The organism is Marinomonas communis (genome assembly GCF_004363305.1).
Lineage (GTDB): Bacteria > Pseudomonadota > Gammaproteobacteria > Pseudomonadales > Marinomonadaceae > Marinomonas > Marinomonas communis.
In genome coordinates, this window is record NZ_SNZA01000009.1 from 25,436 (window position 1) to 49,319 (window position 23,884).

Here is a 23,884-nt window from a genome sequence, read left to right on the forward strand (position 1 = left end):
AAAACAGGCTCTAAAACATAGGATTTACAGCATGGTATTAAACTCAACGGAGAACCATAGTCATGCTGACCGATACCAAGATCAGAAACCTAAAGCCCAAGGATAAACTCTACAAAGTAAACGACCGTGACGGCTTGTACGTGGCCGTCACCGCAGCGGGTACTAAGTCCTTTCGCTACAACTATTCCATCAATGGACGCCAGGAAACGATTACCTTTGGCCGCTATGGCAATGGTGGTATCAGCCTCGCGGAAGCCCGTGAGCAGCTTGGAGAGGCTAAGAAGCTAATCGCCAATGGAAGGTCTCCTGCAAAGGAAAAAGCGCGTAGCAAAGCTCGTGTGAAGGATGCGGCAACATTTGGAGCCTGGGCAGACAAGTGGTTGCGCGGTTATCAAATGGCAGAGTCCACCCGAGATATGCGCCGCTCGATCTATGAACGCGAACTTAAAGCCAGGTTTGGCAATCTACAGCTAACAGAAATTTCCCATGAGGACCTACGCATGCTGACTAACAGCATCGTGGATCGAGGTGCACCGGCCACGGCGGTGCATACCCGCGAGATCGTGATGCAGGTATTTCGTTGGGCCATGGAGCGTGGCCAGAAGGTAGAGAACCCTGCTGATCATGTACGGCCAAACTCTATTGCTCGATTCCAGCCACGGGACCGTTCGTTAACGCCAGAAGAGATTGGCGTGATGTACAAGTACCTAGAGAAAGTAGGCACCAGTCCAGTTAACCGCGCTGCTGCTAAACTGCTTCTACTGACCATGGTGCGAAAAGGGGAGTTGTGCCAGGCAAAATGGAGTGAGATCAATTTCAGTGAAGCTCTTTGGAGTATCCCGAAAGAGCGAATGAAACGCCGCAAACCTCACCTGGTGTTCCTATCACGCCAGGCGATAGATTTGTTAGTTGCGTTAAAGACCTTTGCCGGCGGCTCAGAGTATGTCCTACCATCACGCTACGACACCGACCAACCTATGAGTAACGCTACGATTAACCTGGTGCTGAAATACACCTTCCAGGCCGCCCAGAAAGATGGCATACCGATGGAGAAGTTTGGACCACATGACCTACGCCGCACAGCAAGCACCTTGCTCCATGAGGCAGGTTATAACAGTGACTGGATCGAAAAATGCCTAGCCCACGAACAGAAAGGCGTCAGAGCCATCTACAACAAAGCCGAGTACCGAGAGCAGCGCGCGGCCATGTTGCAGGATTGGGCAAATATGATTGATGAGTGGGTGGCATGATCATCAATCAAATATGTTTAAAAAGTGGATAGAAAATTCTAAAATGGGAAAGCCCTAAGAGGGCTTTCCCGACTACTACCCGATGATGCGTTTAAATCGGCTTCGGAAGGCCTTTTCCCCGCCTTCCATTTGTTTACAGATAAAATCTTTCACTTCTTGTTCTTGGATGCCGCCTGTAATATATGGTGTGAGGCGCATCTGATTCTGGCTCATTCCAATGATATATTCCGCATCTCCATTTACTACTATTGGTGCTGAGTGCGTAACTAAAATCAGCTGTCTTCTTTGTTTATTTTTAGAAATAGCGGGAATAACACTCTCTGCCAGCATTGCGCAGTCGAGGTCGTCCTCTGGCTGATCTAAGATTAGAGGATCGCTACCATAAGACATTAAAAAAGTAAGCATTGAGGCAGACTTTTGCCCCGGTGATGCTTTGTCTAATGGGCGTTTTTGTCTGTTAACATCGAAAAACTTGATATCTATACCATCGTCAGGGAACCAGCAGTCAAAATTGTCTAGCTGTTCATCAGATAACTGGCTAATTCGTGTTTTAAGCGCTCCGTGTATATCGTAATTAGTGTTATTAGTATTATTCCTACAGTCTCTGTGGAACTGCTTTAACTTTTCAACTTCTTCGAATCGTTTTGCTTCGAGTTTGGGGTTCTGTCGTTCAAGTTTATCCAGCTCACTTAAAAGGCCAGAGTTGCGTTCGCTTTCTAAAATATGGCTAGAGAATCGATCGATACCAGTTGCCTGTTGATAACCCAAGATTAGCTCTTCTGGCTTGCTCGCCAATGGAAGAATACTAATATGTAGGTCTGTTAAGCCTAAATTATCGATGAAATCCTTTCTTCTTTTGGTTAAGTCTTTGCGGTGCTCCATCAGGCTAGTAAGAGCTTCTGACTTTCTTTGTAAGATATTAACTCTTTTATCTTTAAGAGATGCCTCTTTGGCTACTTTCTGTGCAAGTTGCTCTCTTTCCGTAAGTAAATGATCTAGCTTATCTGGACTAATCTCAGCATCTTCTAATGTATCTAGAGTGACTTTCATATCATTCGTAGTCACTTTGATATTTTCTTTAAGCTGAAGAAAATACTCTTTCTGTTGGAGAGCTTCTAAAGAAGATTCAGCACTTGTTACTTGTTCTGTAGTGTTCTTGAGTAAATCTTTTTGAATTTTTTGGACAGACTTAAGAAACTCATCCAGCTCGGTATCAGTATTGGTTACAACTATCTCTTCACATTCGTTTAGTGCTGCTTTTATACTATCAATGTGTGAATTTATCTTGCTGATAGCATCGCCCGCTTGAGACATTTCTTTTTGATAATTAGACAATTGGGTTTGTTTTTCAGATAAACCGCAGCTTTCTAAAGTTTTTAGTTTGTTGTTAATGTCGGTCAAGTTTCCCTGGATCTTTGGGATTTCGTTTAGACTCGACTCTACTTCTCTAAGGTCATGACAAAGCCCTTTATAGTCACTTTGTAGCTCTTTGTTTTTACTTTCCCAATCGGCGAATTTTACAACTTCACTATCATCTATTACTTTAAGAAAAGCATTTGGCTTCGTTGCTATATCGAAGAGCATTTTCTGAGAGTAAATTGAAACTGGGAACCTACTTACATCAAAAGTAGGGTCTTCTGTCCAGTCACTGGTATGAATGTCATACTTAAAAAGTGTGTGTGAAGTTGGGGTCCAAGTTAATTTATATTTCTGAGAATCTTTTTCATACAATAATTCAATATAAGAGTCATCTCTTACAGCTCCCTCACTAGTATTCTTGAATTCTGAAAGGCGCTTCTCAATATCGGATGAAAGTTTAGGCTCTGTAGCTCTCGTGTCTCGTTTAAGAGCTAGCCTAACAGCCTCAACTACAGTTGACTTACCAGAGCCTCGACTACCTACAATAGCTGTATACCAAGGGCTTAGCTCAAGATTGATCGCATGATCTGATGAGTCTTTGCACATATACGTTTTCAAAGACATTTGTGAAATTTTATAACTTGGATATCGCGGAGGGTTACCATCTTTTATGATGCAGTGATCAGGATCGGTTAACGCAATTTTTATTCCTTCAAAAGAAGGTTGAGACATTTTGACCCAAGTAAATGAACGCCCCATCTGCTCACGGCAATGAGCATCTGAACCTTTAACCTTTGCGAGATCATTTACTAAACTTTGAGCAAATCCATCAAGCTCATCATTACTGCCAATCAATTCAACTGCATCTGGTTCTGCATTGAATGCTGCTCTAACTTCGTCTTGATTTGTATTTTTAAAAATACCTTTAGCCTTATCGACGTGGGCAAGGATTGCGATGCCTCCAGCATCTTTTATTTTCGAAATAATCCTTGGAACTCCAGACCCTAGAATAGTCTGATGATTTTTTTTATCTTCACTAACAGGTGGTTCGCAGCTACCTACAACTCTAGCAATATGCTCAGCTTTAAAGGATTCCGGAAATAGACCGAGCACATGACAGTTTCCTGCAGCAGTTAACTCAACGGCAGGTATTATGTGAATATCGCGGTAGGAAGTTAGCTCTCCTGCGTCACTACGTTCTTTTAGGTCAACTAAAGCAGCTCTTACTTCGTCAATCCATGCTCCGGTGTTGTGGTCACTTAACACTACACAGTCAATTTCGTGTTTCATGTGCTCTAAGAGCCACTGTTCGGGCGAGCAGCCATCCTTATCCATTTCAGAGCCTCTTGGGTAATCATCGGATGCAGGGGAGTGGCAATGAAAATCTACTTTGAACCAGTGACTTCCTGTTGTTTTCATTAGTGACCTCAATGTAAATATAAAAGTGAGAAAACCTAGTCTGTTAATTCTATCGCTAGTGTTTAAATTCTAAAGTTAGAGTCCGTGGAGTGAAGTGACTTATAGACTGCTTGAGGTGAAATCTTTTTTCCTTCAAGCTCCGTCAATCTCTCTGAAATTTGTGTCTGGTTAAGCCCTTGCTTCAGAACGAGAATTTGTTTCTTACGATCCGTAAGTCTTGAATCAACCATCTGGCGAGCGATGTCCCGCAGTTTTCCTTCATCATCAGCACCCAATAATGTACCTGCTCCTGTTAAGCGCACGGCGGCCTCATCAATGAGCCGTTTGGTTTCTCCTTCAACTGCTATTGGACACTTAAAGTTATGTTTAACGTACTCGAAATATGCCTGGACGTGTTCTTGTGTAACCGTCTTACCTTCTAAAAAGAGATAGACATAGCGATCAATAAGTTCTTCTGCTGATAAGGATCTTAGTTCTTCGTCATCTAGCACCGGCCTATACTCTACGGCACCAGCAACATGAAGCTGTAAGCGTCGAAGTTCCTTTTCAAATTGTTCTTTTGATTGCAGAGCGCTCTTGTAAGCAGGATTCCAAGTTCGGCCATCTTTGTTTCTTGGTCGATGGTGAGCGCAATATCTATGACTAAGTTGCAATTTTGTCTTTTGCTGATCATTAGCTTCTTGCAGGTCGTTGAGGTCTAACAGGTTGTTATCGAGTCGATAGAAATACTCGGCCAGTTCATTTCTTTGGCCGCATAGCTCGCAATAGGTTTGCTTGCGTCTTGCATTGATCTTTATATCTGGACTGTGATGCCTAAAGCGTGTTGGGGTTAGGTGCAGCGCCCATAGAAGTTCTAGCAGGTTATCGACGGTCGCCTGAAATCGGAAGTCTACTGGTCTGCATTGATGCTCTGTTTTCAGAAAGTGTCTAAGCTGCTGCTTGATCGCGTCATGAGTATCTTTAAAACCCATCATCACGATTAAGTTGGTCAATGGTGTATCTTCTCTGAATTTTTTCCCGAACTTAATTGTCCTCTCGCGAGCTGTTTTTTCTGGAATACTTAGTTCTGCTTTTGAAGCTTGTAAAAGCGAATAATCAATATTTAGGTAAGGGGTCGGAAAGAAATACAAATGTGTCTCTGGTAGAGAATTCAGAAACGCTGATACCTTGGGATCAAGGACTTCTAGGATAAGCTCGCCAATAGGGCGTTTATCCGTTTCTTTTTTGATGTCTGCATGAGCATCTTTTAGATGGTTTCTAGGGTCTTTTCTATGGGAGTGTACGGAATAGTTCGCCCAACGATCTCTAAACTCTCGTATGCCTTCGGCAACAAGAGCGTCGCAGTCTTCCCAGACAGAGATAAAGTGTCTGTCTAGGCGATCACTAGCTTCCTTTTCGATTTCCGCATATTCCATTGCCACACCTTCAACCCCTTAGCACTAGGTCATGTTACTACTGGTTAAATAGTGAGTCTATTAGCAACTAGTCGCAATGTCTGGCTGCTTTTCTGGGGTGGAATTCTGAAAATAAATAGCGTTTTCAACTTTTTCCTCCACAAGGTCCAATCAAGCTTCGAATGAATACAGGCATAGTCAGGTTTCAGTCACTAAGAGGAGGCCAAGACATGCAGGAGCTGGCACATAAAACCCTAATTAATCGAAAAACACTTTTACGAATGGTGCCGCTTTCGGATCGGACCATTTACAACTTAGAGCAGCAAGGTGAGTTCCCCCGTCGCATTGTTCTAACCAGTCGCAGTGTGGCTTGGGATCTTGCTGAGATAGAAGAGTGGATCGAACAACGCCGCAAGGGTGCGCTCAAGGCGGCTCGCCCTGGATACTTTGGGGGTAACTGATTATGAGAATCGATGTATTCAAAGCCCTCACAGAACAGCCCCCGGAATTGGACTATGTCTTACCAAGTCTATTGGCGGGTACGGTCGGCGCGTTCGTTGCGCCGGGTGGTACGGGGAAGTCGATGTTTGCCTTAGAGTTGGCGGTATATATTGCGGGTGGTCCTGACCTCTTGGGCGTTGGACCGCTGACACAAGGGCCGGTGGTGTACATCTCTGCCGAGGACCCAGTAAAGGTCATCATGCATCGTCTGCAAGCTATCAGACAGCATCTAAGCCAGGAGCAAATAGAGGTCGTCAGTCAAAACCTTGTGATCGAGTCGGTTGCTGGTCTCGCTCCAGATCTCCTGGATGAAAAGTGTGTCGAACTTTTGGTGAAACAATCAGAAGGCCAAAGGCTTTTGATCCTGGATACATTACGCCGATTTAGTACCGAAGATGAAAACTCAAGTAGTGCCATGTCCCAGGTATTAAATCGTCTTGAGCATATCGCTGTTAGAACTGATGCAGCGGTGATTTTTATTCATCACACCAGCAAAGATTCTGATGGCCAACATACGGGTCGAGGCTCTTCTGTAATCGTTTATCACTGTCGCTGGCAGTCTGTGTTAAGTGAAATGACGAAAAGCGAGGCCAAGGCGTTTGGTTTGGAGGAGACAGAGCGCGTGAATTACCTACGTTATGGCGTTAATAAAGCCAACTATGGGCCATGTTACGACGGGAGCTGGCTAATTCGACGTGAGAATGGACTGTTGGAACAAACGACACTACAGAAGTCACACAAGTCATCTAATGGTCGATCACGTGAAGAAGCTTAGGCATCAGCTAACACATGTTAGGCATGCTCCATCGCACTGCTTGGCTCCAGGTTTATTTCGAGCGCTGCAAAAAGGTGAACGTAAAAAGTCCAAATTGGATGTGGTATACGACTACGGCAAAGGGCGCTTGATTGAGTTCAGCGGACCTGAGCCGTTAGGAGCGGATGATTTGCGTGTACTTCAGGGCTTAATAGCTATGGCTGGCCCAACAGGTCTGTTATTAAAACCGGAGCCTGCCACAGAAAGTGGACAGCAGCTGAGGCTATTTCTAGAGCCAAAATGGGAAGCGGTAGATTTGGATGCCATGGTGGTTAAATGTAGTTACCGCAATCTAGCGCAAGAGATTGGTTATGCAACAACGTCGAATAACACTAAAACCATTAAAGATTGTATTGAGCGGATGTGGAAGGTGTCGATTATTGTTCAACACGGAGGTAAGCGTAAAGGTTTTCGTTTGCTGGCTGAGTATGAAAGTGATGATTCAGCGAAAAATCTATATGTGGCGTTAAACCCAATGATTGCTGAAGCCATTCTTCCAGACGGTCAGCATGTCCGCATTGATATGGACGAGGTTCGAGCCTTGCGTACTCACAATGCGCTATTAATTCATCAAAGGCTATGTGCTTGGATCAACCCAGGCCAAAGGGGAAAGGTTGCTTTAGAAACGCTAAGTGGTTACCTACATCAAAATCCTGCTACTGGTGCAACGTTGCGTAAGCGTCATAGTCGTTTAAGAGATACGTTAAGTGAAATACAAAGCATAGGGTGGCTAATTGTCGAGTACCGTCAGGGCATGTTTGAAATACAGCGGCCATAGGGACCCATTAACGGTCACAATCTATCCCATCAACAGTCACCTTTACTCCCATTAACAGTCACGTTTTTAAAGGTTAGAAAACGCTGTAAGCCTTGATATTAAAGGGCTATAGGGGATTCGACAAAAAACGGTCTAAGATCTCTCTAAGATCTTTCTACTAGGCGTAGTCTTTAACGCCCTAGTAGGGCTAAGACTTTGCCGCAGATATACACCTGCATGGAGTTAAACCGTGTTTATTGACATATGAAGGGCAGAGCACAAGACAAGGTACTTTATTGACACTTGAGGGGCAGAACGCAAAACAGGGCGTTTTATTGACATATGAGGGGCACTGTTCAAAACCGGCTGATTAGCTTTGGTTAGCGAGGAAAGTAGTAGGAAAGCTGTGTTTTTCGGTGTTGTGATGGTGAGTAAAGCCATCATACGTAAATCGCTGTAAGGCCGCTATTTTAGCGCTATTAAGTCGCTATAAGTGCGCTGTAACTATCGGTTTTTAATACGAAAAGAGCGATGAGCAGACCAAAACAGATGAAAACAGGGAAATGCACAGAAATGCAAACTTCTATGCAGAGGTTACCTTGCTAAAACCAATGCTGATATGCGGGCAGGATGTGTGAAGTAGGCCCACCATGCAAGCATGGCGAAGCCTCTTCACTTATGTGACTTATTCGCACCTTCGGCGCTCAACGTTGATCCTGCCCTGCGGGGCGAAAGAGAGGATGCACAGATGGAGAACAACACAAATAAGACGACGAGAAAGAACAGCCCACCGATTAAGGTCTATTGCCTACCGGAAGAGCGTGCGCTGATTGAATCCATGTCAGCACGGGCAGGGCTCAGTGCTTCGACCTATTTGCGTGAAGTCGGCCAAGGCTATCGTATCCAGGGAATTACTGATGCAGAGCAAGTACGCGAGTTAGTGCGGGTTAATGGTGACTTAGGACGTCTGGGTGGATTGCTAAAGTTATGGCTTAGCAATGATGCCAAGGTGGCACATGTTGGGGCCAATACGATCTTGGCAGTGCTTAATCGTATCGAGACGACGCAAGATCAAATGAGCTCACTTATGGAGTCCATTCTTCGTCCGAGGGCAGACCAATGATCGCCAAGCATGTACCGATGCGTTCACAGGGCAAATCTGACTTTGCAGGCCTGGTGAATTACATCACCGATCACCAGAGCAAAGAACATCGACTTGGTAGCGTTCATTTAAATAACTGTGAAGCGGAGACCGTGCGCGATGCGATCAGTGAGGTGTTGGCGACGCAGTTTGCGAACACCCGAGCGAAGAGTGATAAAACCTATCACTTGATAGTTAGCTTCCCAAGTGGCGAACAGTTAGAAGCAAATACCTTGGCCGCGATTGAAGAGCGAATTTGCCAAGGCTTAGGTTATGGCGAGCATCAGCGTGTCAGTGCTGTACACAACGATACGGACAATCAACATATCCATATCGCCATCAATAAGATTCACCCTGCGCGCAACACAATCCATGAGCCGTATTACCCGCATAAGAAGCTAGCGGAAATGTGCGAGGCCATCGAGCAGGACTTTGGCTTGCAGCCGGATAATCATATACCGCGCAAGCGCGGGGCTGAATCACGGGCGATGGATATGGAGCGACATTCGGGTATTGAAAGCTTAGTAGGGTGGGTGAAGCGCGAATGTATGGACGAGATCAAAGCAGCTGATAGCTGGCAGGCGTTGCACCAGGTCATGCAGGACAACGGTTTGCAGTTAAGGACCAGAGGAAATGGTTTAGTAATCGTTGCCGAGGGTGAAGCGATCATAAAAGCGAGCACCTTGGGGCGTGAGTTTTCTAAACCTAAACTCGAAGCGCGCCTTGGTTCTTTTGAAGCGGCCGCGACGGATTCTGTTAAGCCTAGCCGCCAATATACACATCGACCTGTTCGCTTGAAGGTAAATACCACCGAGCTATATGCCCGTTATCAAGTAGAGCAGAAACGTGCCGCAGCGAGTAAGTCGCAAGCTCTTGAACAGGCGCGCCGTGATAAAGATCGACAGATTGAAAACGCCAAGAGGAAAGGGCGTGGCCGTCGTGCGGCGATTAAGTTAACTGGTAGTAATAAGTTTGCTAAGAAGCTTTTGTACAAACAGGCCAGTGATGCATTGAAAAGCGATCTTGAGCGCATCCACAAACGTTACCAAGAGCAACGGCAAACGATATATCAAAGCAATAAACGCCAAGCCTGGGCGGATTGGTTAAAAAGCCAAGCGTTCCAAGGAGATAGCGAAGCCCTCAAAGCTCTACGCAGCCGAGAGGCGGCACAAAAGCTAAAAGGGAACACACTTAAAGGAGAGGCAGTTCGGGCCGAGTCCAAAGCAACGGTCGATACGATCACGAAAAAAGGGACCATTATTTATCGAGCAGGTAACAGTGCCGTACGTGATGATGGTGAGCGTCTACAAGTGGCAACGGCTTCTAACCAAACCAGTGTCTTAGCTGCGCTTAAGGTAGCAATGGAGCGTTACGGTAATCGCATTACCGTGAATGGCTCGCCTGAGTTCAAGGCACGAGTAGTCAAGGCAGCAGTAGATGGCAACCTGTCTATAAAGTTTGCCGACCAAGGGCTAGAACGCCGCCGTCAGGCATTAATAGCCCAGAACAAAAAGGCCAAACGGTCTGATAAGCCAGGCGTGTTACCGATTGGCAAAGTGCCACCTTCACGCCGTGGCCGGTTGCAGAATCTATCTCAGTTAGAGGTTTTAGCTATTCAGTCAGCTCCTGTAACTGAAAAAGCGGTGGTCATGCCAGCATTAGAGCAGCGTAAAGCCAAGCTACAAGCTGAGCAGGCAGCTAAAAAAGCGAAACGACAACATAAGAGCCGATCACGCTGATGTGATGGCAAAGGAATCGACGGAAGCCCTAACCGCTTCGGTTGGTAATGACACCGATGTTTAACCCTATTCGGCCGCGCGTTTAACGGTGTCGCGCAGGTCGGGCGCCGAGATAGTAAGTGGCGAGCTAGCTCTGTACAGGCCCACATTCACCGCTGGTAACGGCAGGAGTAGAGATCAAGTTTCTACAGGTTGGTGAATGCAAATTTTAGTCATAACAACTAAGAGTAAATGACCATGCTAAAACGCAAAATTTTAGCGGCTAAAATTCCCGTGCTCGCCATTTCCTTGGCGTTAAACATTTCTAATCCCGTTCATGCTGGTATTCCGGTTGCTGATGGTACGAATCTAATACAGAACATCATGTCGGCAATGGAAGCTGTTGCGCAGACAGCAAAACAAATCCAGCAGTACCAAACCCAGTTGCAGCAGTACGAAAATATGCTGCAAAACACGATGGCCCCAGCGGCTCATATTTGGGACCAAGCCCAGCAAACGATTCATGATTTAAACCAGGCAACGAATACGCTGGCGTATTACCAAAACCAGTTGGGCAGTATCGATGCCTATCTTAGCCGGTTCCAAGATGTGGCCTATTACCGCAGTTCCCCTTGTTTTTCCCGCAGTGGTTGCAGCGACGCCGAATGGGCGGCCATGGATGAAAACCGCCGCCTAGCATCAGAGTCACAGAAGAAGGCCAACGATGCTGTCTTTCGTGGTTTAGAACTCCAGCAACAGAACCTACAGAGTGACGCAGGCAAATTACTGCAACTCCAGTCCGCCGCCCAGGGCGCAGAAGGCCAGCTTGAGGCGATTGGTTACGCCAATCAGCTAGCGAGTAACCAGGCAAACCAGTTGCTGCAAATCCGCAGTCTGTTGATTGCCCAACAAAACGCCTTAGCTACCAAGATGCAAGCTGATGCCGACCTTAACGCACAGTATCAGGCGAGCCGAGACAACCTCTATAAAGGCTTACGCGAGCCGGTCGACCGTTCTAAGAGTAAGGAGTACTAACCATGAAATGGATGATGCAAACACTGGTGATGGTGTTCACAACGTTGTTTTTAGTGGCTTGCTCGGAGCCTGAAGCAACATGCACGCAAAACTGTGAGCAACAAGATGGCTCGGTTTATCAAAGCCTAGAAGGTCCGGTGGATCGCTCTAAGAGTAAGGAGTACTAATCATGAAAGGATTCACAACAAAATCAGCGTTAGTTCTCTCCTTGGGAACGATATCGGTACATGCCTCTGCCGCAGTAGAGCGAGGCGGTGTGCTAAATGATGTGGCGGACCGCTTCGCTGCGGCAAGTCAGGCATGGGCGTCTGTAATTACCGGTCATGCGACCTGGCTATTTTGGACGCTCGTTGTTATCTCGATGGTTTGGACCTTTGGCATGATGGCATTACGTAAAGCGGATATCGGCGAATTCTTTGCCGAGTTTGTCCGCTTTACAATCACAACCGGTTTCTTTTGGTGGCTGCTGATCAATGGGCCGATGTTCGCGATGTCGATCATTGATTCATTGCGTAACGTTGCGGCTGAGGCGTCGGGAATGTCTAGGGGGCTGAATCCATCGACGCCGATAGATATTGCCTTCGATATTCTGGCAAAGGCGGTGGATAGCTACAGTGTCACCAGTCCAATCGACAACTTATCTATCTTTCTCACCTCGTTCGCCATCTTAGCTTGTATGGCCATCGTGGCCGCGAACGTCTTACTAGCATTGATCACTGCCTGGATCATTGCTTACGCCGGTATCTTTGTCTTGGGTTTTGGTGGCTCTCGTTGGACCTCTGATATTGCGGTGAACTACTTTCGCAGTGTGGCCGGTATCGCCTTAAAACTGATGACTATGACGTTGTTAGTCGGTATTGCCGTTTCCATTATTGATGGCTACCACACCGATTTATCGGAAGGCGCGCCCCTTGATGAATTGCTAGTGATCTTCGTGGTGTCGCTAGTTATGGTGATATTGATTAACTCTGTACCGAATGTGATTGCTGCTTTGATCCCAGGTGGCGGAGCTGCGGCCAGCTCAGGTAGTTCATTTAGTGCAGGTGCCTTGATCGGTGGAGCTGTAGGAGCCGGTGCAGCTGTTATGTCTGGCGGCGCTGCGCTTGGCGGAGCGGCTATGTCTGGAGCGACCAATATGGCCGGTGGAGCCAGTGCTGTGAAGGCTGCCTTTGAGAAAGCTCAAATGAGTATGTCTGAGGGCCCGATGCCTGAGTTTGGTAGTTCTAGCTCTAGCGCTTCAAGTGGCGATACTGGCAGCAGTGATACTGGTGAAACGCCTTTTTCTCAAGCGGCTGGCTTCTCTGGCGGCGAGTCTCACGCTCCAGGTGAAGAGGCTGTATCTGAAAGTGCTGGCGACACCCATTCCAGCGAGCAGGCCCAAACATCAAGAGGCTTTATGACTGGTGCGGCCAACGCTGGCCGAGTGGCTGCCGGTACCGCATCGGCCCTTGCCAAAGGTATGGGCTCTAAAGCAATGGGTGGCTTCCAGAATAAAGTCAGCCAAACCGCCGGTGGCCGTTTGGCTTCATCTATCCGGGACAGCATGGGCACAGGGACTGATTCAATGGGACACCAAGAAGGGGATGGCTCAAGCGATGAACAATCACCATCTTTCGGCAGTGACTCACTCGGCGGCCAAGAAGGCTGGATAAACCAAAGCGGGGGCTTTAGCGAGCTATCTGAGTCAGACCAGGAAGAAGCCCGCCAGGCCCACGCCGACTGGCAAGAACGCGATCCCGAGAAACACACGTTTGATGTAGAAGATTACGTCGACTACGCCCAAGAGAAGCAAAAGGAACGGAACGAAGAGATAGCGAGTTTTGTTAAAGGGAACTAGCATGGGCGTTTATGCCAGCCTGTTACATGAGTGCTGGCATATTCGTTTGATTGCTCTACTAGACACAGAGGGCTAAATAGTCCCACTACAGCTTAAAGCTTTTTGAAGCTTGAATTATTTCTAATGGCTGTTGTAACGGCCGCCTTTTTCTTTCCTCTAATCAAGGAGTGAGAATCATTCGGTGTGAAAATATTGCCTTCTTCATGTGACAAGGGGTCATGAAGAATTTCTTGCTCCCAAGCAGCTACAAATTCCCCTGTGCGTTTAGGGTTCTGGGGATATCTAATCTCGTCACATACTTCAATTGATATTAAAAGTGTTCTGCCTGAATGTACGTGCGGCGAGTTTTCGGGCTGGCTTTGTAGCTTCTCCCAATCACATGACATTTCTTGATCATTGAAGATAGATACAGGAAGCTCTTCTTGTCCCTCAGGCAGAATCTTGGGGTCAGCATACCGATATAGCTTTTCTCCATTTCCAATCATTACACGATTCCCTCTAAAAACAAGCCCATTTCTTCATTGAACAGATCGAGGTTCAATTCATGCTCAGTGAATTCATCACTAGTTTCTATCGAAACATCTACTAGAGCGTCATTGTAGAAGTTGATATATATATTCTTGCTAGGTGAATGAAGCTCAACACCTACTCCTCCAGAGGGTACTGGACCCATTATTAGCTTTGGAATAACGGGGGCAGCGTGTTTCGAAAATAAATTCCTCTCAAAGGATTGAAGGAATTTGTTGCACTCCCTGCACACCTCCGCAGTGGGGGGTACAGCTTTGTTGCCCGATATCCAGCCTTCTTCTAAGTCAGGAAGAGAGTTTAAGTAGTCTCCTCTTGACTGAATAAGCTTCGAAAATTGCAGCTTTGCTTCTGCAGTTGAAACGTACTCTTCAATAGTGTCGAAGTTAATAAAGAAGTCTTGAATCTGCTCTTTGGAGATTCTCTTATTCATCCCTTCAATATAGTTGTTTTCCCACGGATGGTCAGTGTGAGACATACCAATCAATTTGGTCTGGCCTATGCTCAGAAATGCACTAAGGATGCTAACTAAAAAAGCTTTTTTAGCAGTATCGAGTGTTACGACCTCTTTGTCGGGAGATACGTATAAGTTTGCGTATCCATATTGCTTGAATCGCCCCCAAATTCCTGTGTTCACAGGGCCGTACTTCCATGCATCAAAGTCGGCATCAAATAGAGGCCTATTGTACTTTGCTAGATAGAAACCTTGGGAGTAATAGAGAATCTTTTGTAGCTCTCTGTGTGTGATGCCCAAACTCATATTACTTTCTTGAATAAGATATGTTGCAACATCATCGATCGTAGAGGTAGCCATGGTGCTTTCCTTACTTTGTCCTGCAGTGCGCATCGTATACTAAAAAACTCCTTGCCTCACTATATGCCTTTAGTGCTTCACCTTATATGAGGCTGTATTGAGTCTGTCTATTCCTGTTGTATGGGGGTTAGGTATCAAAATCAAAGGTTTTTAGTTTTCATGATCTTTGGAATTGATATGTTTGAATAAAGTATGAGTTAGCCATCCGCATTGGCTTGAGACTAGGTTTTGACTGAAATAACCTAACCTAAGAATGAGCTATAAGTCCGCATCAAAGGACTTAGCAAGTCAGTGCTAGTATGGCTTCTATATTCGTAAACGATCGCTAGATGCCTTAGAATAGACAGATTCGTGCGTAGTTTTTTTACTTAATATTTTGGCGCTGCCCCTTCGTCAAAGAGGAATTCAATGTATCAACAACCTTTAGACTTAGGGCTTTCTGCTCTATCACATGATAGCTCCGAGAGTAGACTAGCCGTAGATACTTTGTCCAATGTCTTAGCAATGAACGCTGATGCAGAAGCTCGTGGGGCGGTATTCACTCGGCTTGAAGTTGTCCGTTTTATTTTAGATTTGTCAGGCTTCCATTCAGATAACCAACTTTATACCAAGCGTATACTAGAGCCTTCTTTTGGCAACGGCGATTTCCTGCTCGAAATTGTACGTCGTTTGCTGGCTTCATGGAGTCGAGAAAATGAAACACCCCCATCGTTCGGGGACCTCTGCGACACCATTGTTGCGGTAGAGCTTCATCACGAGACGTTCATTCAAACATCTAAGCTAATTTTAGATGAACTAACCTGTAACGGTGTAGAAGAGGGGACCGCTTCTCAATTAGTGAAACATTGGTTGATACAAGGGGACTTTTTACTTGTTGGCTTACCTAAGCAGTTTGATTTTGTGATAGGAAATCCACCGTATATACGTCAAGAGCTTATCCCTACGTTACTTTTAGAGGAATATCGTCGCAGATACGAGACTATTTACGACAGGGCTGACATTTATATACCTTTTTTGGAGCGTTCCCTGTCTCTACTTTCGTCTGTTGGAGTCTTAGGTTTTATCTGTTCTGATCGATGGATGAAAAATCGTTATGGTGGGCCTTTGCGTAGGTTTGTATCTGATAGCTTCAGCCTTAAAGTTTATGTGGATATGTGTGATACAAAAGCCTTCCATTCAGACGTTATCGCTTATCCGGCCATTACACTTATATCGCGAGAAAAGCATTGTAAAACACGTATTTTTCACAACCCCCAAATTGAAGAGTCTTTTTTGTCGAGCCTTTCTAAAGTGCTTTTAGGTGAAGACTCTGTAGATAGCGACGTATTTAAATTTAAAGAGCTAGCCAATGTCATGAATGGGAATGAACCTTGGTTGCTAGAGTCATCTGATCAGATGGAGATGTTGCGTCGCTTGGAAGAAAGCTATCCATTACTAGAGGAAGCAGGCTGCAAAGTAGGTATTGGGGTTGCGACAGGAGCGGATAAGGCGTTTATCGGATCATATGATTCACTCTGTGTGGAAGATGATCGTAAGCTACCCATAGTAACTACAAAAGATATTTCATCCGGTGAAGTTAATTGGCGTGGCATGGGAGTGATCAATCCTTTCACTGAGAGTGGAGCGCTTGTTGATCTTGATGAATATCCAAAGTTGCAGCAGTATCTTGAAGAGCGACGCAGTGTAATTGCAGCGCGACATTGCGCAAAAAAGACTCCTGAAAAATGGTATCGGACTATTGATAGAATAACGCCTAATTTAGCTTCTACGCCAAAACTGCTGATTCCAGATATCAAAGGAGAGGCTCATGTTGTGTTTGAAGAAGGGAAATTGTATCCACACCACAATCTGTACTTTATCTTGTCTGAGGAGTGGGATCTAAGGTCTCTTCAGGCTGTACTTTTGTCTTCGGTTGCTCGACTATTCGTTGCTAGTTATTCGACTAAAATGCGGGGCGGCTTTTTAAGATTTCAAGCTCAGTATCTGCGACGAATCAGGATACCTAGATGGGATACCGTTTCTCAATCTTTGCGAGACGAGTTAAGCAAAGCGGCTTTAGCTAGGGATGTGGAAGCTTGTAATAGTGCAGTCTTTAAACTCTATGGACTTAGTTTAGAAGAACAGTCTGCTTTAGGAGGCAATGGAAAGTAAATGTCACTTGATTTAGTAAATTTTGAGAGTAAGGCCCAGGAAGCGATAAAAACATTCTGGCGTAGTCGTGAAGAAGCGAAGCAAAAGCAGGCTCGATCAGGGAGTGCAGACCAAGGTGAGCGCTCGGGCGTTACTGCCGGAAAAAATATGGATGGTTTCCTAGAGCTTATTCTTGACATTGTAAATGCCAATGGGCTTTCTAAAGCTGAAATCTATCAGAATAGGGCTATGCTGACTCTCCCTGGGTATTTCAGACCAACAAAGTTATGGGACTTGCTGGTGATTCATAAAGGGGAACTGATCGCAGCTATTGAGCTTAAAAGTCATGTTGGACCATCCTTTGGTAACAATTTTAACAATCGTACAGAAGAAGCTCTTGGAACTGCTCATGATTTGTGGACGGCTTACCGTGAAGAAGCATTCGGCAAGCAGCCAAGACCATTTGTAGGTTGGTTAATGATGGTTGAAAGTGCTCCAGGATCGAGAAGGTCTGTTCGAGATTCATCTCCCCACTTTCCTGTTTTTGAGGAATTTAAAGGTGCATCTTACTTAAAGCGTTATGACTTATTGTGCCAAAGATTGGTGCAAGAACAGCTTTATACGTCTGCTGCGGTATTGTCTTCAGAAAGAGAGTCGATATCTACAGGTGATTATTCGGAGCAGTCTTCTATGACGGGGCTGCGAACTTTTGTAGCTTCCTTTGCTGGGCATGTTGCAGCTGAAGCAGCTAGATTAGGCGAGTAATTAGGGAAGGGCGTTAGATGGAGCTATATTTTGGCGAGTCAACCTGCATTTGAAACAGTAAGGCTGCTTTCGCCCCAGGAAAAGGAAGACCTTCGCCGCGACATGGCTGAGTCTTCTGCTTGGGCGCGTGCTGAGTTTAAGCGTCGGCGGGAAGAAAAGGCCAAACAAAACGCTGAACATGGTACTAATAATGGTACTACGACAGAGCCAAGCCCCAAGCAGCCGTAGTTAAAGGGCTTGCGGCCCTCATTGACGATAGAATGGGAATAATTCAGCGTTAGGTAACACCTTGCACTGAACAGCAATAAACACTCCCAAGCCCGCTTTCTAGCGGGCTTTTTGTTGTCTAGGCTAAGCGCTGAATGAGGTGCTCGCAGACGTAGTCGATAAATACCCTTAGCCGAGCTGGCATGTATCGAGTCTGGGCGTATTGCATGGCAATGAAACCGTGGTAATTGCTACGCAGTGTCCAGTCCGATAACACAGGTACTACGTCGCCTTGTTCAAGTGCATCAGCAATAACGAAGTCATGTAATATGCCGATACCTAATCCGTTCTTAACACCGGTTAGCCGCATTTGGGAGTGGTTCACGGCATAGCGTCCGGTGACGGAGACCGAGTGCACTTCGTCCCCCTTTATAAAGCGCCAGATATGGTCGTGGTCGTTCTCTGCTAGGTAAAGGCAATCGTGCTGGACCAATTCACTAGGGTGCTCAGGCATACCTCTTTGTTCGATGTAATCAGGGCTGGCGCACAATACCAGATTGGTTTTGCCGAGTTCTTTCAGAATCAGACGCTCATCAGGTGTGTCGGTGAGCATAAATGCCACATCTATATTGTCTCTCAGCAAGTCGATTTCACCATCTGCGACCCGTAGCTGCAGCTTTACTTTTGGGTAGAGGTTTAAAAAGGGCAGGACATGGGGCTGCACCACCGAATTCAAAAATGCTTCGGGTGCTGCGATGGTGAGCGTGCCTTGAATTTCACTATGGTCAGAAAGAGACAATTCAACCGCTTGCTTGGCAGCATTGAGCATAATGACGGCTTGGTCGTACACCTTTTGCCCAGAGCGTGTAATCAGCAATGTGCGTGTGCTGCGTTCAAACAGCTTAATGGATAATGCTTTTTCTAGACGGGTAACGAGTTTGCTTAATGCGGAAGGCGTGACGTCGAGCTTTTTCGCAGCGGCGGTAAAACTGCCTTCTTCCACGATCAAGATAAAACTTGCTAGGTCCGGTAGCAATGGAATGAGCTGAGTGTTTTGCATGGTTATCTAGCCTCGTTACAGCATTATTAATGGGACGAAGTAAAATCTATTTGTGCTTTGGATTCAATAATGCTTTTCCGATAAGCCTAATAATCTCTTTTTCAGCTCTCTATTACACTTAATGTTATCGGCTATGGACTTGTTCTGTCTGCTAACAAGCCTTCACTAAACATCGTGATCGAGAGGTATTCATCATGACTTCTACTTTTTATCAGCATATTCAACAGCAAATCGACGAAGTGAAATCTGAAGGGCTTTATAAGCCTGAGCGCGTGATTACCTCTCAGCAAAAAGCTGAGGTCAGCGTGACCTCTGGTGAAGAAGTATTAAATTTCTGTGCCAATAACTACCTCGGATTAGCCAACAGCGATGAGCTGATTCAAGCGGCAAAAGAGGGGTTGGAGCAACATGGTTTTGGTATGGCGTCGGTACGCTTTATTTGTGGCACGCAAGATATCCATAAAACACTAGAGCAGAAGCTCTCTGAATTCTTGGGTATGGAAGACACGATTCTTTACTCCTCTTGCTTTGATGCCAATGCGGGGTTGTTTGAAACAATCTTAGGGAAGGAAGACGCGATCATTTCCGATGCATTAAACCACGCGTCGATCATTGATGGTGTCCGTTTATGTAAAGCCATGCGCTTTCGCTATGCGAACAATGATATGGCGGATTTGGAGCAACAGCTGATAGCCGCGAAAGAAGCGGGTGCTCGTCATACCTTGATTGTGACAGATGGTGTATTTTCTATGGATGGCATTGTGGCCAACTTGCCGGCTATCTGTGATTTAGCGGATCAATATGGCGCCTTAGTGATGGTGGATGATTCTCACGCAGTAGGATTCATGGGGAAAACCGGTGCTGGAACCCATGAATACCATGATGTGGTAGATCGCATTGATATCATAACCGGGACGTTAGGTAAGGCATTAGGTGGTGCATCGGGCGGGTATACGTCAGGTAAGAAAGAAGTGATCGAATGGTTACGCCAACGTTCACGTCCTTACCTGTTCTCTAATTCGCTCGCACCAGCGATTGTAAATGCTTCCATCCGTGTACTGGACGTTTTGAAACAGAGTGATGTGTTGCGTAATCGTCTGTGGGAAAACGCTCAGTATTTCCGAATGCGAATGGAAGCGTCAGGGTTTGTAATGGGCGGTGCTGATCATGCGATCATCCCGATCATGTTAGGCGATGCAAAACTAGCGGCGGAATTTGCAGAACGTTCTTTGCAAAAAGGCGTATATGTTATTGGTTTCTCGTTCCCCGTCGTGCCTAAAGGACAAGCTCGAATTCGCACGCAAATGTCAGCAGGGCATACCCGTGAACAGTTAGATCGGGCCATCGAAGTGTTTATAGAAGTCGCTCGAGAGATGGAGATTATTCATAGATGAAAATGAAAGCATTAGCCAAGTTAAAGCCTGAGCCAGGCATCTGGATGACGCAAGTAGATCGGCCAGTGATCGGCCATAACGACTTGTTGATTAAAATTAAGAAAACGGCCATTTGTGGGACGGATGTGCACATTCACAATTGGGATGAGTGGGCGCAGAAAACGATCCCCGTACCCATGGTAGTGGGTCATGAGTACGTCGGTGAAGTGGTTGAAGTCGGCCAAGAAGTGCGTGGATTTAACGTAGGTGATCGTGTTTCAGGTGAAGGGCATATCACCTGTGGCCATTGTCGTAACTGTCGAGCAGGGCGCACGCATTTATGTCGCAATACCATTGGTGTTGGCGTGAATAGAGAAGGTGCTTTTGCTGAGTATCTTGTTTTGCCAGCATTTAATGCATTTAAAATCCCAGATGGCATCTCAGATGATCTTGCCGCGATTTTTGATCCTTTTGGGAATGCTGTGCATACGGCCTTGTCTTTTGATTTGGTTGGGGAAGATGTGCTAATCACGGGAGCTGGCCCGATTGGCATCATGGCTGCCGCCGTAGCGAAGCATGTTGGCGCGCGTCATGTGGTGATCACGGATATCAACGACTACCGTTTAGAGCTGGCGCGCAAAATGGGTATCGAACATACGGTCAATGTAGCAAAGCAATCTCTTTCTGATGTAATGGCTGAGCTGAAAATGAGTGAAGGGTTTGATGTTGGCTTAGAAATGTCAGGTAACGCCGCCGCGTTTGATTCAATGCTTGCAGCGATGAATCATGGAGGCCATGTTGCGTTGTTGGGGATTTTGCCAGCGGGCATGGGGATCGATTGGAGCCAAGTGATTTTCAAAGGTCTTGTTATAAAAGGCATTTATGGTCGAGAGATGTTTGAAACTTGGTATAAAATGGCTTCATTAATTCAATCTGGCTTAGATCTTACTCCTATTATTACCCATCATTACAGCATCGATGACTTCCAAAAAGGCTTTGATGTAATGTGCAGCGGTACGTCTGGGAAAGTCATTCTAGATTGGACCTGATTGTAGTTTTAAGAGGTATGACCGAACGATGCATTTTTCAGAGTTAATCGAAGGGCGCTTAATCAAACGATACAAGCGTTTTTTAGCCGATATTGAATTAGCGCATGGGGAGGTCATCACTGCACATTGCCCTAATACGGGGTCTATGCGCCGTTGTCAGCAGGATCAAGCGCGGGTTTGGGTGTCCAAAAGTGACAACCCAAAGCGCAAGCTGTCCTACACTTGGGAAATTGTTGAAGTCGACGAGCAGTTCCTCGCTTGTATCAACACTGGCTTGCCTAATAAGGTCGTGGGCGAGGCAATTGCCCAGGGCAAGATTGCAGAGCTGTCGGGATATAGCGGTCAGAAGGCCGAAGTGAAATATGGTAGTGGCAGTCGTATTGATTGGCTGTTGAGTGATGAGCATAAGCCATTGTGCTATGTGGAAGTGAAAAATGTGACATTACTTGAGGAAGATGGTCACGGATATTTCCCTGATGCCGTTACTGAGCGCGGCAGAAAGCACTTATATGAATTGGCGGATATGGTGAAAGCAGGCCATCGCGCGGTGTTGATGTTTTGTGTGTCACATACAGGCATTCAGTCCGTTGCTCCAGCGGAACACATTGATCCTAAATATGCAGCGGCTTTGGAAGAAGCGATGACTCAGGGTGTTGAGGTGATCGCATATCGTGCTCATATTGATACGACAGAAATCTATTTGACGGAGTCGATCCCTGTGACTCGTTCGTCTTTAAGTAAATACTGAAGCAGCAACTGAGTTGCTGGGCTTGGGCGATGGTTGTGTTCAATCACGTACTTTCGTCCAATATTGCCTTGCTCCTGAAACAGTTGAACTAGCGTTCCTTCGGCTAGCTCATTCTGAATTAAATTTATAGGGCACAATGCCACACCTTGCGCGGCCATGGCTGCGAATTTGAGTAAATAAAAGTCTTCAAATATTTGCTGGGTCTGCTGTTTGTGTTCCAGGCCTAAGCGAGTTAGCCAATCATTCCAGCTGTTAGTATTTTGATCATGTAGCAAGGTTTGCTGTGTTAAGCATTCGTGAGTGTTGATGGGGCCACGCTGAGCTAAGTACAAAGGGCTGCACACAGGGATGGTTTCGCCATTCATTAAGACTTCGAATGGATAGCGTTGCGTGCCGTTGACTTCAATGCTTTTGATGCAGATAGAATGTTCGTCAATGTGTGCGGGCATTGACTGGAGGTATTTCAAAGAGACTGACATATCCGGTACGCTTTGGTTAAATGCTACCAGTCTTGGCATCAGCCAATTGTTTATTAATGAGGGTATACAATAAATATTGAGATTGGACTCACGCTGCTGCTTGATGTCTTCGTACGCATAATCAATGTCGCTGAAAGGGGCGCTTATGCGATCGGCTAAGGCTCTACCTTTCTTTGTTACTTTCAATCCTCTTCCTTCTTTATATAACAGCTGAGTATCGGTGCATTGCTCCAGCTTTTTTAATTGGTGGCTAATCGCAGATTCAGTGACGTGTAGGCTCTCGGCGGCAGCTTTTAAGCTACCGAGCTGCACTACTTTCTGAAAAGCACGAAGGGCAGAGTAAGGAATCATTCTTTAAAATATTCAAGTGTTTTATAAAAGCTTCAATTTTCTAGAACTATGTTGCTGCATTAACCTAAAGTCAATCCAAACATGGGAGTTAAATGATGGCTAAGGTTGAAGCAGCATATCGTGCGGGCAAAGGCTCAAAGTTAGAAATTGATAAAGCATTTTACGATGGTCTTGTTGAAGGCAAGGCAAATCGCACTCTGATTGAAACTGTAAAAGTGCCGATGCGTGAAGGTATGGCTTGGGAAGTGCCAGCAGGCCATGTTTTTCGAATTCGTGTGCCGGAAGGCCCTCAAGTTGGGGATTTCAATATGTGGAATCTCCATGACCCACGAGAAAGAATGTGGGCATCACGCACCCGTCAAATACAGCGTGCTCATATTAGTACTCATGACCGAATTTGGTCCACGCTACCTTTCCTTCGACCAATGGTGACAATAATAGACGATACGCTTGCCTCTTATGGTGAAGATGAGCAGGGTGGTCGAGTCCATGATTTATTGGGGACTCGCTGTGATCCTTATGTGAATCACCTACTAACAGGAGAAGATTTTGATCATCATTGTCACTCAAACCTAGTGCGAGCTGTATTGCCATATGGCCTGACAGAGTTTGATGTGCATGATGTGCTGAATGTCTTCCAATGTACGGGCTTAAATGAAGACGATCAGTATTTCATGAAAGCCTGTCCTGCTCGAAAAGGCGACTATTTAGAGTTCTTTGCCGAAATTGATCTTTTGTGTGCTTTGTCTTGTTGTCCAGGTGGAGACCTATCAGTAGATCTATGGGGGCCAGAGGCGCAGGATCCATTATCAACTTGTCATCCTTTAGAGGTTGAAATCTATAAGCTAGAGAGTGAGGTTTTGGAGAGTTGGAAGCCGCCCGTTTCTCCAAACTATCAAGGCCAGCATGGTTTGAAAAAGCCTGCAATTGATTGGAGTGCTGAGAAACAGAAGCTTCAACGCAAAGAGTGATGAAGCGAAGTAAATGTAGGCGCTTTTTAGAGACGTTAAACTTTTTTAAAATTAATTCAAAAAGTGCTTGCATAAAATAATCGCGACGGTAATATACGCACCCACTGACACGGCAGACCACCACGGACTGCATTGCGAACTGGAAACGGTAAGTTATTAGCCCTAAGGGTTAAGAAAATGTGTCAAC

At 45.8% G+C, this 23,884-nt stretch carries 22 protein-coding genes; 16 read left to right on the top strand and 6 right to left on the bottom strand.

Annotation, left to right across the window (positions count from 1 at the left end; translation table 11 throughout):
• Positions 1-62 precede the first annotated feature (62 nt).
• On the top strand, positions 63-1,250 hold the full coding sequence (locus C8D85_RS17925; RefSeq protein ID WP_133565312.1) for a tyrosine-type recombinase/integrase: 1,188 nt from the start codon (positions 63-65) through the stop codon (positions 1,248-1,250).
• A gap of 75 nt (positions 1,251-1,325) precedes the next feature.
• Here C8D85_RS17925 and ppl read toward each other — a convergent pair whose 3' ends face one another.
• Positions 1,326-4,028, bottom strand: coding sequence for an anti-phage protein Ppl (ppl, locus tag C8D85_RS17930; RefSeq protein ID WP_133565314.1), 2,703 nt, complete (start codon positions 4,026-4,028; stop codon positions 1,326-1,328).
• Positions 4,029-4,090: 62 nt separating this feature from the next.
• Positions 4,091-5,449 carry a hypothetical protein gene (locus tag C8D85_RS17935; protein ID WP_211342233.1) on the bottom strand — a complete coding sequence of 453 codons (1,359 nt, stop codon included), beginning with the start codon at positions 5,447-5,449 and terminating at the stop codon, positions 4,091-4,093.
• 203 nt (positions 5,450-5,652) lie between these two features.
• Between C8D85_RS17935 and C8D85_RS17940 the strand changes: the two genes are divergently transcribed.
• The 8 genes from C8D85_RS17940 to trbL all read left to right on the top strand — a co-directional run bounded on the left by C8D85_RS17940 (position 5,653) and on the right by trbL (position 13,225).
• Complete coding sequence (locus tag C8D85_RS17940) at positions 5,653-5,883, top strand: helix-turn-helix transcriptional regulator (protein WP_133565316.1); 231 nt, start codon at positions 5,653-5,655, stop codon at positions 5,881-5,883.
• Positions 5,884-5,885: 2 nt separating this feature from the next.
• Positions 5,886-6,698 (top strand): helicase RepA family protein, encoded by an 813-nt coding sequence (locus tag C8D85_RS17945; RefSeq protein WP_133565318.1) that lies wholly within the window; start codon positions 5,886-5,888, stop codon positions 6,696-6,698.
• Positions 6,685-7,515, top strand: coding sequence for a replication protein C, IncQ-type (repC, locus tag C8D85_RS17950; protein ID WP_425324511.1), 831 nt, complete (start codon positions 6,685-6,687; stop codon positions 7,513-7,515). Before C8D85_RS17945 ends, repC begins: the two co-directional genes overlap by 14 nt.
• 727 nt (positions 7,516-8,242) lie before the next feature.
• The gene (gene traJ, locus C8D85_RS17955; protein ID WP_133565322.1) at positions 8,243-8,617 is read left to right on the top strand and encodes a conjugal transfer transcriptional regulator TraJ; all 375 of its coding nucleotides are present in this window, start codon (positions 8,243-8,245) and stop codon (positions 8,615-8,617) included.
• Complete coding sequence (gene traI, locus C8D85_RS17960; protein WP_133565324.1) at positions 8,614-10,374, top strand: TraI/MobA(P) family conjugative relaxase; 1,761 nt, start codon at positions 8,614-8,616, stop codon at positions 10,372-10,374. The genes traJ and traI overlap by 4 nt, the downstream gene beginning before the upstream one ends.
• A 237-nt stretch (positions 10,375-10,611) precedes the next feature.
• Entirely contained in the window at positions 10,612-11,388 is a 777-nt protein-coding gene (gene trbJ / locus C8D85_RS17965) for a P-type conjugative transfer protein TrbJ (RefSeq protein ID WP_133565326.1), read from the top strand.
• A 2-nt stretch (positions 11,389-11,390) separates the two neighbouring features.
• On the top strand, positions 11,391-11,555 hold the full coding sequence (locus tag C8D85_RS18120) for a hypothetical protein (RefSeq protein ID WP_162847625.1): 165 nt from the start codon (positions 11,391-11,393) through the stop codon (positions 11,553-11,555).
• A 2-nt stretch (positions 11,556-11,557) separates the two neighbouring features.
• Positions 11,558-13,225 carry a P-type conjugative transfer protein TrbL gene (trbL, locus tag C8D85_RS18305; protein WP_133565328.1) on the top strand — a complete coding sequence of 556 codons (1,668 nt, stop codon included), beginning with the start codon at positions 11,558-11,560 and terminating at the stop codon, positions 13,223-13,225.
• Between the two features lie 92 nt (positions 13,226-13,317).
• Here the strand turns inward: trbL and C8D85_RS17975 are convergent, their stop codons facing one another.
• Entirely contained in the window at positions 13,318-13,710 is a 393-nt protein-coding gene (locus tag C8D85_RS17975) for a hypothetical protein (protein WP_133565330.1), read from the bottom strand.
• Positions 13,710-14,564, bottom strand: a complete 855-nt coding sequence (locus tag C8D85_RS17980) for a Panacea domain-containing protein (RefSeq protein WP_162847626.1) — start codon at positions 14,562-14,564, stop codon at positions 13,710-13,712. Before C8D85_RS17980 ends, C8D85_RS17975 begins: the two co-directional genes overlap by 1 nt.
• Positions 14,565-14,972: 408 nt before the next feature.
• Between C8D85_RS17980 and C8D85_RS17985 the strand changes: the two genes are divergently transcribed.
• The 3 genes from C8D85_RS17985 to C8D85_RS17995 are packed head-to-tail and all read left to right on the top strand — an operon-like array spanning position 14,973 to position 17,687.
• A complete protein-coding gene (locus tag C8D85_RS17985; RefSeq protein WP_211342234.1) occupies positions 14,973-16,715 on the top strand; it encodes an Eco57I restriction-modification methylase domain-containing protein in 1,743 nt (580 codons plus the stop codon).
• Positions 16,716-17,459, top strand: a complete 744-nt coding sequence (locus tag C8D85_RS17990) for a PaeR7I family type II restriction endonuclease (RefSeq protein ID WP_133565334.1) — start codon at positions 16,716-16,718, stop codon at positions 17,457-17,459.
• 30 nt (positions 17,460-17,489) lie between these two features.
• Positions 17,490-17,687, top strand: a complete 198-nt coding sequence (locus tag C8D85_RS17995) for a hypothetical protein (RefSeq protein WP_133565337.1) — start codon at positions 17,490-17,492, stop codon at positions 17,685-17,687.
• A gap of 118 nt (positions 17,688-17,805) precedes the next feature.
• On the opposite strand, the gene C8D85_RS18000 is transcribed toward C8D85_RS17995, so the two are convergent.
• Entirely contained in the window at positions 17,806-18,726 is a 921-nt protein-coding gene (locus tag C8D85_RS18000; RefSeq protein ID WP_133565340.1) for a LysR family transcriptional regulator, read from the bottom strand.
• A 194-nt stretch (positions 18,727-18,920) separates the two neighbouring features.
• Here C8D85_RS18000 and C8D85_RS18005 point away from each other — a divergent pair, with 194 nt between their 5' ends.
• Genes C8D85_RS18005 through sfsA form a run of 3 tightly spaced genes read left to right on the top strand, consistent with a single transcriptional unit; the run spans position 18,921 to position 21,896 of the window.
• Positions 18,921-20,120 (top strand): glycine C-acetyltransferase, encoded by a 1,200-nt coding sequence (locus C8D85_RS18005; protein ID WP_133565343.1) that lies wholly within the window; start codon positions 18,921-18,923, stop codon positions 20,118-20,120.
• A gap of 2 nt (positions 20,121-20,122) precedes the next feature.
• Positions 20,123-21,148, top strand: a complete 1,026-nt coding sequence (gene tdh, locus C8D85_RS18010) for an L-threonine 3-dehydrogenase (protein ID WP_211342235.1) — start codon at positions 20,123-20,125, stop codon at positions 21,146-21,148.
• Positions 21,149-21,176: 28 nt separating this feature from the next.
• The gene (gene sfsA / locus C8D85_RS18015) at positions 21,177-21,896 is read left to right on the top strand and encodes a DNA/RNA nuclease SfsA (protein WP_133565348.1); all 720 of its coding nucleotides are present in this window, start codon (positions 21,177-21,179) and stop codon (positions 21,894-21,896) included.
• Here sfsA and C8D85_RS18020 read toward each other — a convergent pair.
• Positions 21,845-22,726, bottom strand: coding sequence for a LysR substrate-binding domain-containing protein (locus tag C8D85_RS18020; protein ID WP_133565350.1), 882 nt, complete (start codon positions 22,724-22,726; stop codon positions 21,845-21,847). The genes sfsA and C8D85_RS18020 overlap by 52 nt on opposite strands.
• 92 nt (positions 22,727-22,818) lie before the next feature.
• Between C8D85_RS18020 and C8D85_RS18025 the strand changes: the two genes are divergently transcribed.
• Positions 22,819-23,697 carry an urea carboxylase-associated family protein gene (locus C8D85_RS18025; RefSeq protein WP_244937052.1) on the top strand — a complete coding sequence of 293 codons (879 nt, stop codon included), beginning with the start codon at positions 22,819-22,821 and terminating at the stop codon, positions 23,695-23,697.
• The last annotated feature ends 187 nt before the right edge of the window (positions 23,698-23,884 follow it).